At 37.9% G+C, this 14,007-nt stretch carries 19 protein-coding genes and 3 pseudogenes; 17 read left to right on the forward strand and 5 right to left on the reverse strand.

Features of this window, described 5'->3' with window-relative positions; translation table 11 throughout:
- Positions 1 to 95: 95 nt before the first annotated feature.
- The 6 genes from A3849_RS22485 to A3849_RS22510 all read left to right on the forward strand — a co-directional run bounded on the left by A3849_RS22485 (position 96) and on the right by A3849_RS22510 (position 5,309).
- Positions 96 to 368 carry a DUF6809 family protein gene (locus A3849_RS22485; protein ID WP_074113409.1) on the forward strand — a complete coding sequence of 91 codons (273 nt, stop codon included), beginning with the start codon at positions 96 to 98 and terminating at the stop codon, positions 366 to 368.
- 155 nt (positions 369 to 523) lie between these two features.
- The gene (locus A3849_RS22490) at positions 524 to 1,099 is read left to right on the forward strand and encodes a hypothetical protein (RefSeq protein WP_074113410.1); all 576 of its coding nucleotides are present in this window, start codon (positions 524 to 526) and stop codon (positions 1,097 to 1,099) included.
- Positions 1,100 to 1,552: 453 nt separating this feature from the next.
- Complete coding sequence (locus tag A3849_RS22495) at positions 1,553 to 2,317, forward strand: tetratricopeptide repeat protein (RefSeq protein ID WP_074113411.1); 765 nt, start codon at positions 1,553 to 1,555, stop codon at positions 2,315 to 2,317.
- A 145-nt stretch (positions 2,318 to 2,462) separates the two neighbouring features.
- Positions 2,463 to 3,284 (forward strand): hypothetical protein, encoded by an 822-nt coding sequence (locus A3849_RS22500; RefSeq protein WP_256700881.1) that lies wholly within the window; start codon positions 2,463 to 2,465, stop codon positions 3,282 to 3,284.
- A 50-nt stretch (positions 3,285 to 3,334) separates the two neighbouring features.
- Complete coding sequence (locus A3849_RS22505) at positions 3,335 to 3,685, forward strand: ArsR/SmtB family transcription factor (RefSeq protein ID WP_256700882.1); 351 nt, start codon at positions 3,335 to 3,337, stop codon at positions 3,683 to 3,685.
- Between the two features lie 70 nt (positions 3,686 to 3,755).
- A complete protein-coding gene (locus A3849_RS22510) occupies positions 3,756 to 5,309 on the forward strand; it encodes an MFS transporter (RefSeq protein WP_074113413.1) in 1,554 nt (517 codons plus the stop codon).
- A gap of 38 nt (positions 5,310 to 5,347) precedes the next feature.
- Here A3849_RS22510 and A3849_RS22515 read toward each other — a convergent pair.
- Positions 5,348 to 5,731, reverse strand: a pseudogene (locus A3849_RS22515) (IS4 family transposase); the annotation flags it as partial.
- Positions 5,732 to 5,999: 268 nt separating this feature from the next.
- Here A3849_RS22515 and A3849_RS22520 point away from each other — a divergent pair.
- Complete coding sequence (locus A3849_RS22520) at positions 6,000 to 6,389, forward strand: hypothetical protein (RefSeq protein WP_256700884.1); 390 nt, start codon at positions 6,000 to 6,002, stop codon at positions 6,387 to 6,389.
- Between the two features lie 274 nt (positions 6,390 to 6,663).
- On the opposite strand, the gene A3849_RS22525 is transcribed toward A3849_RS22520, so the two are convergent.
- Together A3849_RS22525 and A3849_RS22530 are read right to left on the reverse strand one after the other, a co-directional pair.
- Positions 6,664 to 7,548 carry a VCBS repeat-containing protein gene (locus A3849_RS22525; RefSeq protein ID WP_256700885.1) on the reverse strand — a complete coding sequence of 295 codons (885 nt, stop codon included), beginning with the start codon at positions 7,546 to 7,548 and terminating at the stop codon, positions 6,664 to 6,666.
- Between the two features lie 282 nt (positions 7,549 to 7,830).
- Positions 7,831 to 8,535, reverse strand: coding sequence for a class I SAM-dependent methyltransferase (locus A3849_RS22530; protein WP_218619257.1), 705 nt, complete (start codon positions 8,533 to 8,535; stop codon positions 7,831 to 7,833).
- Between the two features lie 133 nt (positions 8,536 to 8,668).
- On the opposite strand from A3849_RS22530, the gene A3849_RS33375 reads away from it, so the two are divergent.
- Both A3849_RS33375 and A3849_RS34015 read left to right on the forward strand, forming a co-directional pair.
- Entirely contained in the window at positions 8,669 to 8,779 is a 111-nt protein-coding gene (locus A3849_RS33375) for a DUF255 domain-containing protein (RefSeq protein ID WP_372237787.1), read from the forward strand.
- 1 nt (position 8,780) lies between these two features.
- Positions 8,781 to 8,990 carry a VOC family protein gene (locus A3849_RS34015; RefSeq protein WP_372237788.1) on the forward strand — a complete coding sequence of 70 codons (210 nt, stop codon included), beginning with the start codon at positions 8,781 to 8,783 and terminating at the stop codon, positions 8,988 to 8,990.
- 115 nt (positions 8,991 to 9,105) lie between these two features.
- On the opposite strand, the gene A3849_RS22545 is transcribed toward A3849_RS34015, so the two are convergent.
- Positions 9,106 to 9,330: a helix-turn-helix domain-containing protein gene (locus A3849_RS22545; protein WP_074100956.1), complete on the reverse strand. Its 225-nt coding sequence runs from the start codon at positions 9,328 to 9,330 to the stop codon at positions 9,106 to 9,108.
- 123 nt (positions 9,331 to 9,453) lie between these two features.
- Between A3849_RS22545 and A3849_RS22550 the strand changes: the two genes are divergently transcribed.
- The 4 genes and pseudogenes from A3849_RS22550 (at position 9,454) to A3849_RS22565 (ending at position 11,031) form a co-directional block, all read left to right on the forward strand.
- Entirely contained in the window at positions 9,454 to 9,732 is a 279-nt protein-coding gene (locus tag A3849_RS22550) for a DUF6809 family protein (protein ID WP_256700886.1), read from the forward strand.
- Between the two features lie 55 nt (positions 9,733 to 9,787).
- A complete protein-coding gene (locus tag A3849_RS22555) occupies positions 9,788 to 10,483 on the forward strand; it encodes a hypothetical protein (protein ID WP_074113417.1) in 696 nt (231 codons plus the stop codon).
- A gap of 45 nt (positions 10,484 to 10,528) precedes the next feature.
- Positions 10,529 to 10,603, forward strand: a pseudogene (locus A3849_RS34020) (DUF255 domain-containing protein); the annotation flags it as partial.
- A 92-nt stretch (positions 10,604 to 10,695) separates the two neighbouring features.
- Positions 10,696 to 11,031, forward strand: coding sequence for a hypothetical protein (locus A3849_RS22565; RefSeq protein WP_074113419.1), 336 nt, complete (start codon positions 10,696 to 10,698; stop codon positions 11,029 to 11,031).
- Positions 11,032 to 11,138: 107 nt separating this feature from the next.
- Here A3849_RS22565 and A3849_RS22570 read toward each other — a convergent pair whose 3' ends face one another.
- Positions 11,139 to 11,645: a PepSY domain-containing protein gene (locus A3849_RS22570; RefSeq protein WP_074113420.1), complete on the reverse strand. Its 507-nt coding sequence runs from the start codon at positions 11,643 to 11,645 to the stop codon at positions 11,139 to 11,141.
- A gap of 259 nt (positions 11,646 to 11,904) precedes the next feature.
- On the opposite strand from A3849_RS22570, the pseudogene A3849_RS22575 reads away from it, so the two are divergent.
- The 4 genes and pseudogenes from A3849_RS22575 to A3849_RS22590 all read left to right on the forward strand — a co-directional run.
- Positions 11,905 to 12,075, forward strand: a pseudogene (locus A3849_RS22575) (DUF255 domain-containing protein); the annotation flags it as partial.
- Positions 12,076 to 12,337: 262 nt separating this feature from the next.
- The gene (locus tag A3849_RS22580) at positions 12,338 to 13,030 is read left to right on the forward strand and encodes a toll/interleukin-1 receptor domain-containing protein (RefSeq protein ID WP_074109507.1); all 693 of its coding nucleotides are present in this window, start codon (positions 12,338 to 12,340) and stop codon (positions 13,028 to 13,030) included.
- 333 nt (positions 13,031 to 13,363) lie between these two features.
- A complete protein-coding gene (locus tag A3849_RS22585; protein WP_074113425.1) occupies positions 13,364 to 13,504 on the forward strand; it encodes a DUF255 domain-containing protein in 141 nt (46 codons plus the stop codon).
- A 162-nt stretch (positions 13,505 to 13,666) separates the two neighbouring features.
- Positions 13,667 to 14,007: hypothetical protein (locus A3849_RS22590; protein WP_143191880.1), on the forward strand; the 341-nt coding region annotated here is incomplete at its 3' end.

Below are 14,007 nucleotides of genomic sequence, written 5' to 3' on the forward strand. Positions count from 1 at the left end.
TCGCTAAAATGCAACATCGTGCAGATGGATGAGTTATGCTTCAGGAGAGTGGCACTGTGTCTGAGTGCTTTTATTAGCAATATAGGAGGGGAAGCATGGGCAGTATATTGGAAAACTTGTACTTTGGCAATATCAGACCTGACGAGGAGGTACACCCTAATCATTCCGAATATCAAGAGCTTAACCGAACGATTTCTTCGATAATTGAAGCCTACCATAGAAAGCTCACACCCGAAGAGTATGATGAACTGGAGAAACTGATTGATTTGCTGGGACAGACAACATCTATGTATTCTGCTGCTGCATATACGGAAGGGTTTCGGCTGGGGGCGTTGATGATGATGGAGGTGATGGGGGCGGGGAAATAGGCAGTAGCAGTATTTAGTGAATGCAGGTACTGAAGAGGTCTCGGTATTGGAAAATTATGATATCATCATAGTAAGGATTGCAACAGTTATACGATGAGAGATAGAACATATGATTTTTTTACACATGAGCAGACTGGATTTTGCGGAGGTAGGTCATGGATCGAACTACAGCACATCGTTATTTGTATTATTTCATTAAGAATAAGAAGGACGAACAGTCCATTTTAACGTTTGAGCAATGGGTGTATGAACACGATGAATTGGAAGAGATTTATGGTGAAAAGGAATACTTCGAACTCATCTCCAGAGACTATAAGGACAGATTTGCATTTCAAGAAACAGAGAAACAAATCAGAAGAATGATCCATTTCAGTGAATTTGAGCAAGATAGTATAATTATGATGTTAGATAGTCTCATAACGAATGAGGATGTAACAGAACAATTGGAGACGCTGGAAACATTGTATGAAGAGTATTGCGGCGGGTATAACTTTCTAAGGTACATTGCCTTATCCTATATTATCACTTCTGATGAATATAAGGAGATTCTTAAACAAGATCATTCGAAATTTCCAAGTTACATAGAAGGTATGAGGAAAGAAGCAATCAGGTTGCTTGGATTCTTAAGAAGTAATGGGATTGTCATTGATGAGGAACATGAATATTCAGATTACCGGGCTGAGAAAGATAGAATTGAAATGCATAGTATTGATGTGATGTTGAGAGATTAGTAGAGCAGGGCTTACTATAGATCTATCGATTACAACGGCTCGGAATTCTAAACTTTTTGGTTCTTTTTACGTAGTGAAATATGCAAGAAATTGGTCTCGAGTTTCTCTCATTGGTCACTTTTGTAGCACTACTTTTCTTTTTGGGTAAACTAACCCTAAGTAATTAATTTATCTGTTCAAAGATTTAGAAAAGAGTTATAAAAGTGATTGAACAATTGACTTGTATGTATACTGAAGAAGTCAGTTCCTTCATATAACAACGTATTCACGCTGCAGGCTGTACAGCTCTTGGTCAGCAGAGGTTTTCGAGGAAACGGGGTCAGCAGGCAACCCTGTACTGGCTAAGTCCGTCTGACCCGGGGGGCCCCTTAAGCCAGTGGGCATTCGTGAATACAAGAATGTTAGCTATAAACATTGCGATACTAAATGAATGAATTTCCGAGGAGGATTATTATGTCTTTGTATGAACAAGGAGAAGATCTATATGCAGTGAGTGAGTATAAGGAAGCGTATAGTTGCTTTTTACAATCATATACAAACAATGTTGATGTTACCGACTCAATGAATTATTTAGGATGCTGCGAGTTAATGGTCGAAAATTATGAAGCGGCGTTAGATTGGTTCATTAGGCTTAGTAAGATGGAGCCAACTTGGGAGCAACCAATTACAAATATAGGGCGTGTATACTTAAAGCAAGGAAGTTTTACTGAAGCTTATGAACAATTTATTCGAGCAATTAAAGTAAACAATCAATCAGAAGATACGTTCATTTACCTTGGCGTATATTTCGAACGTATCAATAATTTAGTACAAGCAAAGGAAGCTTATGAAGAATCTTTAAGTATTAATAACGATCAAGAAGAAACAAGACTAAATTATGGAAGAGTACTTTGGAGGTTAGGTCAACGTGAAGAGGCCAAATTAGAGTGTAATAAGCTTCTTGAACAAAATCCATATCATGAAGATGTTTTATGGAACCTTGGATTGATGAATATTCAAGATAGTAATTATTATGCAGCCTTAGAATATTTGGAGAGGCTATTTAACCATAAAGGATTTGATATGGAGTTGTATTTTGAACTTAGTAGGGTGCATTACAAGCTCAGAAACTATATTGAATCAATAAACTGGATAGAAAGAATACTTGAAATAGAACCCACTAATAAAAAGGCATTAAAACTTAAAGTAATATTAGATGATTGCTCAAGAAAGGCTTAGTAGGCAACCTCTCATCGATACTTCGTAGTATTACCAATTAGGTATAGAAGCTGCTACAAAAATTCCGTGAATAATTAAGTTTTGTACACTTGTCGTACTCATCCTAGTTATATACTCGGAGTATAAATTAAATTTGGAGGAAACAATGATGACAAGCACTAGCATAAAAAAAGCCGCAATTATTTTGAGTTTCTCCATAGTTATAACAGCATTTTTCGGTCAAGCCTGGGCGGAGCAAGGTACAAATACTTCAGCCCCTGCTTATGTAATGAGTTCAGGTAGCAACAATCCTTATGAGGTTGCTGGAATAGACAATCCTGCAGAATTCACGGCTTATTTTGCCAAACTACAAAAAGCAGTTAAGGATAACAAACCTGCAGAAGTGGCAGATTTGATCTCATATCCTATGAATTTAAACAAAGACAACAAAACGTATGTTATTTATAACAAGGATGAATTTATTAAGAAATACAATCGCATCTTCACTTCTCTTGTACGTGACATTCTGCTAGCTCAAAAAGTCGATAACCTGTTTGTGAACTATCAAGGAGTTATGGTTGGAGATGGAGATTTGTGGATGGGTGAACGAAACCATAAACTTGGAGTTATTGCGGTTAATATCACTAACAATCCATATGAAATAGCAGGCATCACAAATCCAGTCGTATTTGAGCATAACTTCAGTTTGCTACAGAAACACGTTAAAGAAGGGAAAAAATCTGAGGTCGCCAATTTGATGGTGTACCCATTGAAAGTCAACAATAAGGGGAAAACCATGGAAATCAAAAACAAAAAAGATTTTATTGCAAAATATGACAAAATCATGACTGCTAAAGTTAAGAAGGCGTTATTAGCGCAAAAACTCGATAAAGTATTTATTAATTCGAAAGGTGTTATGGTTGGCAACGGAGAGCTATGGATGGGACAGTTCGGAGAGCAAGTTGGTGTGTTTGCTATAAACCAGTAATTGGTGTTACGCACCGCTGACATATTGACATGTGCGCACGGATGCATATAATGGAATCAGGCGGTGAGGTTATGGGATTCAATCATGATCCGGATAAATGTAAGAAATTGATTGAAGACAATATTGATATTGATTTTTTTAGAGCGATTTTCGACCCGGTTCGAAGTGAATTGTTGATATTCCTTTCCGGTAATGGGGAAATGACGATTGGAGAAATAGCAGAGTATTTTCCACAGAATCGTTCAGTGATTTCCCGCCATCTGGATTTTATGAACCGATTTAAAATTGTGCAGAGAAGGAAAGAAGGCCGGGAGGTCTACTACAAAGCAAATAAAAAATTCATTGTCGATACTTTTGAAGAGACAACGAATAATATGAAAGCACTCATGAATTTGCAATAGCAGGGTGCTTTTCATTTTATTATATATGTGCATTTGTGTGCACACAAACACGAGAGGAAGCGATTTTATTTTGGAACAGTCTACTAGAAAATGGTGGGTTCTGATCACAGTCAGTTTAGCAGTATTTATGGCAATGCTGGACATTACAATTGTGAATGTAGCATTACCGGAGATTCAAAAGAATTTTGCATCCGATTTTTCAAATCTGCAATGGGTATTGAATGCTTATACTTTAGTGTATGCTGCGATGTTACTACCAGTCTCGAAATTAGGTGATATTATCGGGCGTAATAAGGTGTTTTTATTGGGATTAGGCATCTTTGTGATAGGTTCCCTTGCAAGTGGTTTAGCAGGCAGTGATCTTTGGTTGAACATTTTCCGGGGTTTCCAAGGTATTGGCGGAGCAGCAATGATGTCCTTATCACTAACCATTCTTACATCATCATTTCCTGAGAAGCAAAGAGGTCTTGCACTAGGGATTTGGAGTAGTGCGGTTGGTCTTGCTATTTCAGGGGGGCCACTTATCGGCGGTATTTTAGTCGACAGTATGGGTTGGCGGTCCATCTTCCTGGTTAATATCCCTTTTGGCATTTTGGCAATCCTATTTGGAATATTCTTCATTCAGGAAAGTAAAAGAAATCGAAATGAAAAAATTGATTTTTTAGGATTTGTTTTAAGCACTGTATTGATTTTCACTATAATATTCGCCCTCATTCAAAAAGAAATGAATGACAAATATTTGTGGACGGATTGGCATATTTTAAGTTTGTTAGGGTTATCGATCATTCTATTAATTGCTTTTATTATGACGGAAAGAACGGTTAAACAACCCATGATCGAATTATCTATTTTTAGAAATCGGTCATTTAACGGCGCCAATATTGCGGCTTTTATGTTGGGAGCCGGTTTGTATGGCGGGTTCACGTACCTAACCATTCTTATGCAAAATTATATGGGCTACTCTGCGTATGAAACTGGAGTTAAAATGCTGCTGATCAGCGGTTTTACCTTGATATTAGGGCCTTTGGCTGGTATGATTTCCGGGAAAATCGGCAATCGTTGGTTGATTAGCGGTGCATTATTGATTGGGGCAATAGGGATCCTTGTGATTCGTCACATGATCAAAGTTCCTTTTGCATGGAGCTATTTAATGCCCGGGTTTGTCCTTTTAGGAATTAGTAATGGGCTGGTAAATCCGCCAATCTCAAATGTGGCAATGAGTGCTGTTGATAAAAAACATGTGGGTATGGCTTCAGGTATTCTAAACGTGTTCCGGCAAGTAGGCATTTCATTTGGTGTGGTCATGCTGGGCATTAAGTTGACGGAAGGATATAACAGCTTATTGGATAAACCTATTATGGAGATTCAAAATATCGATCCCGAATTGAAAAATCAAATGCTGGATGTTTTTCATAAAGCCGGAGCTTTTGCCGGCTCACAAATTTTTGATAGTAAGCAAGCAGAAGCATTCAAACAAATGCCAGCTTATGAAGATGTTAAGAATATTGTGTTTAGTGCTTTCAACGCTGGGATGAAAGATGTGAGTTTGCTTATTGCCATCTTTTTGCTTATTGGGGCAGTGGCGGGTGCTGTTTTGATTAAGAAGAAGAGGATCGTGGAGTAAAAAACTGGTGATGAGAATTTAAAATAATGAAACTGTTACTCTGTCTTTTTACTCCGGTTTCGGCTCAAAACCGAATCGTCGATAATGAACACACGTACCCGATGTGGCGAAATAAGCGATTCAAAATGGCGTACGATGCGAAGACTTAAAGCCTGTAAAAAGCGCCGCCACGCAAAAGAAGCTTGGTTCAAGAACCGATAAATGACATCCTTGCCGGGAAGATTTGCTCCGCGGTCGCTTTCCAGAAGGCGAAACCAGTTCTTCCCTTCGAAAACCAAAGAGAACACGATTTGAAAAATGGCTAGACTGGGCAGACCGAAAGATTTGGAAATGCCCGCTTGCCGCAACGATTTTCCAATGTGAAGCGTGGCAAAAAGTTTGGAAAAGCGAGACTGTTCAGACAGGGAAAGTTGTTGTAACATAGGGTTACGCACCTTTCTTGTTGGCATGAAGCTCGACACTTCCGTGATACCAAACAAGCGAGGTGTTTTTTTGTCAATCCGAGTAAATTCACTGAATTCTCCTTACGTGCTCAAGGGTTTAAGCCAGTTTTCTAGGTGCGAAAGTTGAGTTATTAAGAAATACGATCGCATCTTCACTTCTCTTGTACGTGACATGCTGCTAGCTCAAAAAGTTGATAACCTGTTTGTGAACTATCAAGGAGTTATGGTTGGAGATGGAGATTTGTGGATGGGTGAACGAAACCATAAACTTGGAGTTATTGCGGTTAATATCACTAACAATCCATATGAAATAGCAGGCATCAAAAATCCAGTCGTATTTGAGCATAACTTCAGTTTGCTGCAGAAATACGTTAAAGCAGGGAAAAAATCTGACGTCGCCCATTTGATGCTGTACCCATTGAAAGTGAATAATAAGGGAAAAACCATAGAAATCAAAACCAAGAAAGATTTTATTGCAAAATATGACAAAATCATGACTGCTAAAGTCAAGAAGGCGTTATTAGCTCAAAAACTCGATAAAGTATTTATTAATTCGAAAGGTGTTATGGTTGGCAACGGAGAACTGTGGATGGGACAGTTCGAAGAGCAAGTTGGTGTGTTTGCTATAAACCAGTAATTATTTATACGCTCTTAGAAGCTAGCATTAGCAGGCAGACGCGATTTGAGTTTACAATAAAGGCCACCGCTTCATTCGCTTACTTTGCTTAATTCTCTTACTCCAATCAGGCCCTGGACAATAGCAATACTCGAAATTATAAAAGCGACTATGCTCCGTGCATGGTCGCTTTTATGTGTAACTTAGCAATACTTTACCCAAATCCCACCGAACAGTGGTGATGCTGCATGTTATCAATCGTAGTTACTGAAGAACTACCTCATCATAAAATTGATCAATAAAGGGCAATTAAATTGGTACCAAGTATGGCTACTAACAATCTTGTTGAAATAAATCGAGTACCTTCCCATGTTAAAATATTTTCTACATACCCTAATGTATCCGAATTAGTAGTGCCGATAATTCGTTGAATCGCGAGTAAATCATAACTATTACTTTTTGTGTTTGTAACAATGGGATATAACGCACCTAAAGCAAGAACCTCTCCTTTTACGGGTTTTTTTAGTTTGCCATCTTCGTTGTAGTATTGTGATAAATATTCTACGCCCTTATAGCTAATGTCTATGGTGAATAGCACGTTTAATTGGGGATTCCCTATGCTTACCTTGTAAAAATCCTCATAATATACATTGAATTTATATTCAGTATTGTATTTTTCAACATTAAACATTTCTTGTAGATGGTTATCCTTAAAGGAATACACATAGAAGATGCCATATCCGCCGCTTCCTCCAGAATCAATACTTATTAAAATATCCGCTACGCCATCTTTGGAAAAATCCCCCAGAAAAAGTCTGGCATTATATCCAGCATTGTATTGAAGATTTACCGTTGTAGTTATGTTAGAATGTCCATCTTGGATCGCAAGTGTGATTTGATCAGCAAAGTCTCCAGTTCCTTCTGGTTTATTGCCGAATAAATATATGTTATCAAGCGTTCTGTCCCCATTTACATCGGCTTGCTTTATATCCAGCAAAGTAATGTTTCTGGAAAGAGCCAAGTTACCATACCCTCGGTCTGGGTATATTTGGTTTGAATATTGGTGTGGAGTCCCAAAGTAAACCTTTTGCTTATATTGCGGATCAGCAGAATGAGGTTGCAGTGAAGTGGCAGGCGGAATGTATTTCACGGTAAATTTTTGTCGGTTCAAATCAGACATATATATTCCTCCATGATAATTGGGTTATAATCCATACATTCAGAACGGACGGCGCATATCCTGTGTTAGAAAAGAAGGAGGAGGGGAAATCAATGGGATATCCTGAAGTTTGTCACGGATTTACTTCTACGGCTGCAATTTTGGTTCTTTATATTTTGTTGGTAATCATTTTATCTGCTGGTTTCTTTGTTTAGTAATAAAGCCTATGAAGCGCATGAAGCATGAACAAGAGCCTATATTGCTAGGCTTTTGTTCTTTTTTGTAGCATGGTGAACAACAAGCTTATTTAGTTCCAATCACAAGAATAAATCCGATATATTCTGCATAACTGTCCATTATACTGTTGTACTTACTGATTACTTCCCAAATGGAGGGGTCAAGAAAGGAACCTTCATCAATTTGTTGATGAGCGTCAGGTTGCTCCAACAAATCCAGACTTGTTTTAGGAAACCGGTAGGGACCCTCTATCTTTGAACGATTAAATCCTATGATTTGTACTAAAGCTAACCACTCCTTAATGTCCCATAGCTTATCAACGTGGTAAAAATTAGTGATTTCTTGGTTGATTTCAGCAGACATGGGTTTTCGTTGGGTCATTTCTCTGTCAAAAAGTTGGCCTCCAGACCGCAAAACTCTGTAGTATTCCGAGAATGCCTTCCTTGTATCGGTGAAGATGGATACAGACTCGACAAGAATCACATCAAATGATTCGTTAGGAAAGGGCAGTGAAAGTGCGTCTCCTTCCAGGAATTTCAAGGTTACCTTCTCTTTTTCAGCCCGCTTTTTTGCTTTTACAATCATATCTGGGCGAATATCTATACCTACTACATCATGACCCTGAGCAGCTAAATAACAAGATGTTCTACCTGTGCCACAACCAATTTCAAGAATTCTGGAGCTAGTGGGTAGGGGATAATGTTCAAACTGCTTCAAGGTTGCAGAAAATCCTCCAGGATGAGCACTACCAATACCTAATTTGGACAGCATGTCGAAATACTCCATATATAAATTTCCTTTCATCGAAGGTTTTACCCTATAATATGTAAGAAAATTTACTTTGCACCGCAGTGGAGGATTTTATTGACTAAAACATGGTGAGTATAGAAAATCCCTGTAGCTTTTGCAGCATGCCCACAATCCCGTAGGCTGGTATCCAGGTGGAGAAGAGGCTTTTGCCAAAGCACAGTCTGAAAACAAGCCGATCCACCTGTCGTTCGGCTATTCAACATGACATATTTGAACAGCCTTGGGGACAAAGAGTAGTTAGAGTATATGACCCACATAAATATATTATAGAATTAGGAGAACCGATGAATGTGGTAATCAAGAGACATTGTGAGGCTGGTATGACATTGGAAGAGGTAGCGGGGAGGTCTTCAGCACCAATTAGTATTGTTAACAAGCCGATTTTCCATTCAGTCAGCGATGAGATGTTCGAGTAAATCATTATTAAAGTGAAGTGATCTTCACAATCAATCAGGCATTCGGTGAGATGTGGTGGCAGTAACATGAAACAAGCTCCTGTGGTTCGTCACAAGAGCTTGTTTTTGCTGCGGATTATTCTTTTTTACCAGGATAACGCTTGGGGTTGTCTGTCTGACCTAGAATATAGTCGATGCTTACTTTATGGAAATTGGCTAGAGTAATTAAAACAGCGCTCGGGACATCCAAATTTCCATTCTCATAGCGGGAATAAGTGGCTTGTGTGATATGTAAAAGCTCAGCCATTTGTTGTTGTGTCAGGTCTTTGTCTTCGCGTAAGTCACGGATTCTCTTATACAATGCTCATCACCCAAGCCAAGTTTACTTTATGCGAAAATTGCATATTGATATTTATGCGGTTTTCGCATAAAATTTATGCATGGAAAGATTGTTAGTCTGCGAAAGGAGGCCTAATGAATCATTTTGGAGGATTTTTATTATGGCAGGTTGCGCCCGAATGAGTTGGTTAAGCCAAGCGATCCGGAGTTCCAGAAGATCAATCAGAAAATTACCGAATCCTTACAAATGCTCAAAGAGCAATTTTCTGAAGAAGATTTTGAACAAGTCGAAAAGCTGATCGATCTACAAAGTGATTCGAACTCTTTGCAATCAGCCTTATCGTTTATCCAAGGCTATAGAATGGGGGCATTGATGATGATTGAGGTGTTAAATGGAGATAGCGAATCTGTGAAACGAAGGTAAATAATGATCGGTCTATTTTTTAGAGAATGAGGATAGGTAAAGGAGTGTGTCAATAGTGAACAAAAAGTTAATGCTTTTAAGTTTTCTCGGTATGTTTTCAGTAGTATGTCTATCCATTACGGTCTATGCGGCCACTGCCGGATACTCTTTAAGGGTAAACGGGGCTGATATTAAAGGAGAAGCAAAGGTCATTGATGGAGTGACCTATGTACCTTTGCGCACAGTTATTGAAGGTTTGGGAGGGTCATACCACGTCATGCCTGAGTTGAATACAATTAGTATTTTGAGAAGAGACATAAGCATGTACGGCGGGTATACTGAGTCCAATCCATTACCTTCCGGTTCAAAAGCATATTTTGAAATGAATCAAAATTTTGATAAATTCATTGGTTCAGTCTCCATCGAAGAAACGAGCACAGGAAAGGATGCATTGAAAATTCTTCAGGAGAAAAAAGAACCTGCCCCAAGCGGTTATAGCTATGTTCTTGTAAAACTGAACCTTGAAATCTTAGCATCTGAAAAATCCGGGGCATCGTTTTCAATAGATAATTATAGGTTTGAGTATATTGACTCGGTAACTCAAAAGAGAACTCCTTCTTTTATGTTCTCCAAATATTCGCCCAGCGTATCAGGAGGAAAACCCTTCAACGGTTGGGTTGGATTTTTAATTCCTGAAGGTCATCAATCTGGAATGATAGTATTATCAAGTCCAGATGATCGGCAGAATGCTTTATGGATGAAAGTACAATGACATTGTAGAAAAAGTGGAAATTATCAAATTGGTTAAACCTAAGTACCCAATAGATTAGCCAAGGAGAAGTCGCCATATCTGCTGCAACATGCACATAACCCGGTGAACTGGTTCCCTTGGTCAATTGCTCGAACAGATTATAGTTTAATCTTTGGGCAGGAAAGAATATTGCAAAAGTCAGCATTATTTGACTCATTTAAGGGGCTACGATGATGGAAGATAATAGAATAGATGCTTTAGTAACGCTTTGTATGTTAAAACTTCATTTCCAGAATAAACTACAAGTAAACTTAACGAACATACAAGAGAAATCAAAAGAGTTAAAAGATATGAGACTAGACGAGCAATCAATTATAGCGTCTATTCAACGTTTACGTCATAGGGGTCATGTTAAAGACAATAGTGTTAATTTATTGTTGGGTTCAGGGATTGTGCATCATTATATTGAGATTCTTCAGTATGATGATGGAGTTAATATCGAAGAAACCTTAAACATATTAGAGAATCGTATTCGGCATTATACAGAGCATCGGAGATACGACTTGTAAAATATATTTCGAAAGGAATGGGGGCAATGAAGAACTTTAAAGTAAGATCTAAACAAAGAGAGTAAGAAACCACTCCGAGGGGCGGGAGTGGTTTTGTTTTTGTATAATCAGTAATCAAACATTGCCGAGATTGTGCCAGTATATTTGTCCACAGTGTACCAGTAAAAAGTGGCAGTATGACCTTCACCTGTAACTTTATTATCTATAACTACCTCATAAACGTGTATACTATAGTTCCCCGCTTCATCAATATTATCCAATTCAACACGATAACCTTTAGGTATTTTGCTTCCGTATGTACTCTTAACTTTTTGAATAGCTTGGGCAACAGAAACTCCTTTATTCGTAGGAACACTACCAAGATAAATGTTGTAGCGGTCAAAGTCAGCAGTCAAAGGGACATTAGCAACTTTAGCTACTGTTTTCAATGGAACATATGAAGTGCCATTTACAATCAATATATCTTCAGTGAGCTTTCGTTCACCATTCATAAAAAAGTTAATGGGCTTATACCATACCGTTTGCTTTGAGCCATAATCAGCGAAAATGGTCGTTCCTGTAAAAATAGTTCCTATAGCAATACCTAATATCAAACCTTTAACTTTGTCTTTCATCATCAGATCCCCTTTATATTAGTATCTACTGGAATATTTTACTTTAAATAGAGTCTACCCTTCAATACATATATAAGGAATATGAATGTAATTCACTTATTGGCCAAAGTAAACTTTGTACCGCGTTTTCTTTTTTTGCATGGTATCCCATCTCACATGGAGTTACCTTTTTGTATTCCTTGAGACTTCTCCCGCCAAATTGGGTAGACTAACCCTAGATGTACTTTACCCAAAATCAGCCGAAATGAGGGATAGCCCCATGACAACCCACAATGCAACCAATATACTAATACACGAAAAATCACCCTACCTTCTACAACACGCATACAACCCCGTGCACTGGTTCCCCTGGGGAGAAGAGGCTTTTACCAAAGCTCAAGCCGAGAACAAGCCGATTTTCTTATCTGTCGGATATTCCACTTGCCATTGGTGGCAATCTAGTTACTACACCCAATGTAAATTAATGAAAACAGGGGCTTTATAGAAAATGTTACGGATTGATATAGACTTCTTACAAGTGGAAAAAATTAAAGGTTTAAGAAACACATGACATTTTATTTGATACGTTTATTTTTATTAGCTAATTATTGTACATCTTAACAGTTGGTTATGTTACGATTTGTGGTAAAATATTCATATAATAACATACAGACAGATAAAGTTCTCTTAAAAAATATAGGGGGAATAAAAATATGGCAAGATGTACAGCACCAGTTCACGGTCATCGCACGGCAAGTGCAAGAGAAAACTGCCCAGCGTGTGGAGGTAGTTATAGAGGTAGTTATGGAGGTTACAACTCGTATTCTTCACCACATTCTTCATTATCAAACAGTTCTACAAGTCGTAGTAGTGGTGGCGGACAAACTAGGACAAAAGCACGTTGGTCTTCAGTTGGTTCTACTATTTTATATACTCCTGCGGAAATTCGAACACTTACTCCTGTGCGTGAAAATGTTGAGGAACGTTCAAAATCACCAGATTTACGAGATGTTTTTCTTTGTCACGCTTGGGATGACCGTAAAGACGCAGCTAAGGAATTACACGATTTACTTGAATCAAAAGGTGTAACTATCTGGTTTAGTGAAAAGGATGTTCTTTTGGGTTCATCTTTACTTCGTGAAATTGATAAAGGGTTGGCAAAATCTCGTGTCGGTATTGTATTGGTTACACCTTCATTTCTTAAACGTGTTAAGGGCGAAGGAATTGCAGATAAAGAACTTTCAGCTTTGCTAGCTCGTGATTTGCTTGTCCCTATTGTTCATAATACGACTTATGAGGATTTACGTGAAGTTAGTCCGTTACTTGGCTCACGAAGTGGCTTAAGTACTATTGAAGATTCAATGGCAGATGTTGCGGCTAAAATAGCGGAATTGGTTACCCCATAAATGATATAAAAAAATCAAACTCTATGGACGAAGCACTGCCTATAACGAGCGGTTTGGCACAACGGCGGCACTAGCCCCGCAGAAAAGGTAGTGCGAAATTGAAAGTTTATAGCTCGCTTGAAAGGTAGTACAAGCCACCGGTAGTTGTAGACAATGGACAAGTATAGTATAAGCATTTTCTACATATTGAAAGTAAATAAATTTTTATCCTAAACCTCACTTATTTCTGTGAGGTTTCTTTATTTTTCGAAAACTTGGGTATACTAAATCAAATTTAATTTGATAGGAAGTGATGCCTGTGCCTAATACTGATAAAGTAGCCAATAGTCTCTCATAAATGAAAATTGTCCATATCTACTTCAACACGCTTATAGCCATGTTAATTGGTATGCGTGGAATGATGAAGCTTTTGCAAAAGCAAAAGATAAGCCTATTTTTTTGTCTACTTGCTACTATTCAAAGAACTACCACTGATGGGATGTTCGTGTAAATCAATAAAATAATACATAATAATGCTGCCTTGTGATGGTGGCTTTTTTGATTCGCCATACTTTTGCCATGTCCGTAGGTACAAAAATATGCGAAAGTAATTTTAGGGGAATATCCTAATAACTACATAAGAATGGAGTGCTTATTATGTATTTTGATTTTAATAAATTCAACTATAAATTAGTTCAAACTAATGAGCAAATGGCTTATATTCAAAGGGATAAAAAGGCATATTCAGAAATAGTGAAAAAATGGTTGGATAATAATCTCGATGAAATCATTGAACGGAAATGGGAAATAGAGGAAATTTTATTCTTTGATGATAATAGCGATTTCGTGAAATTATTGAAGGAAGCTGAAGCTCTTTATGAATTTGGTTTTTACACCAGTTGCATTGCTTTGATTGGTATTTCAGTAGAAGATTTTACAAAGTATTTGGTTACTAAAGCCGGGAAAAATGAATGGCAATCAGAAACGCAGTATAATAG

This window comes from Paenibacillus sp. P46E, assembly GCF_001909095.1.
GTDB lineage: Bacteria > Bacillota > Bacilli > Paenibacillales > Paenibacillaceae > Paenibacillus_AQ > Paenibacillus_AQ helianthi.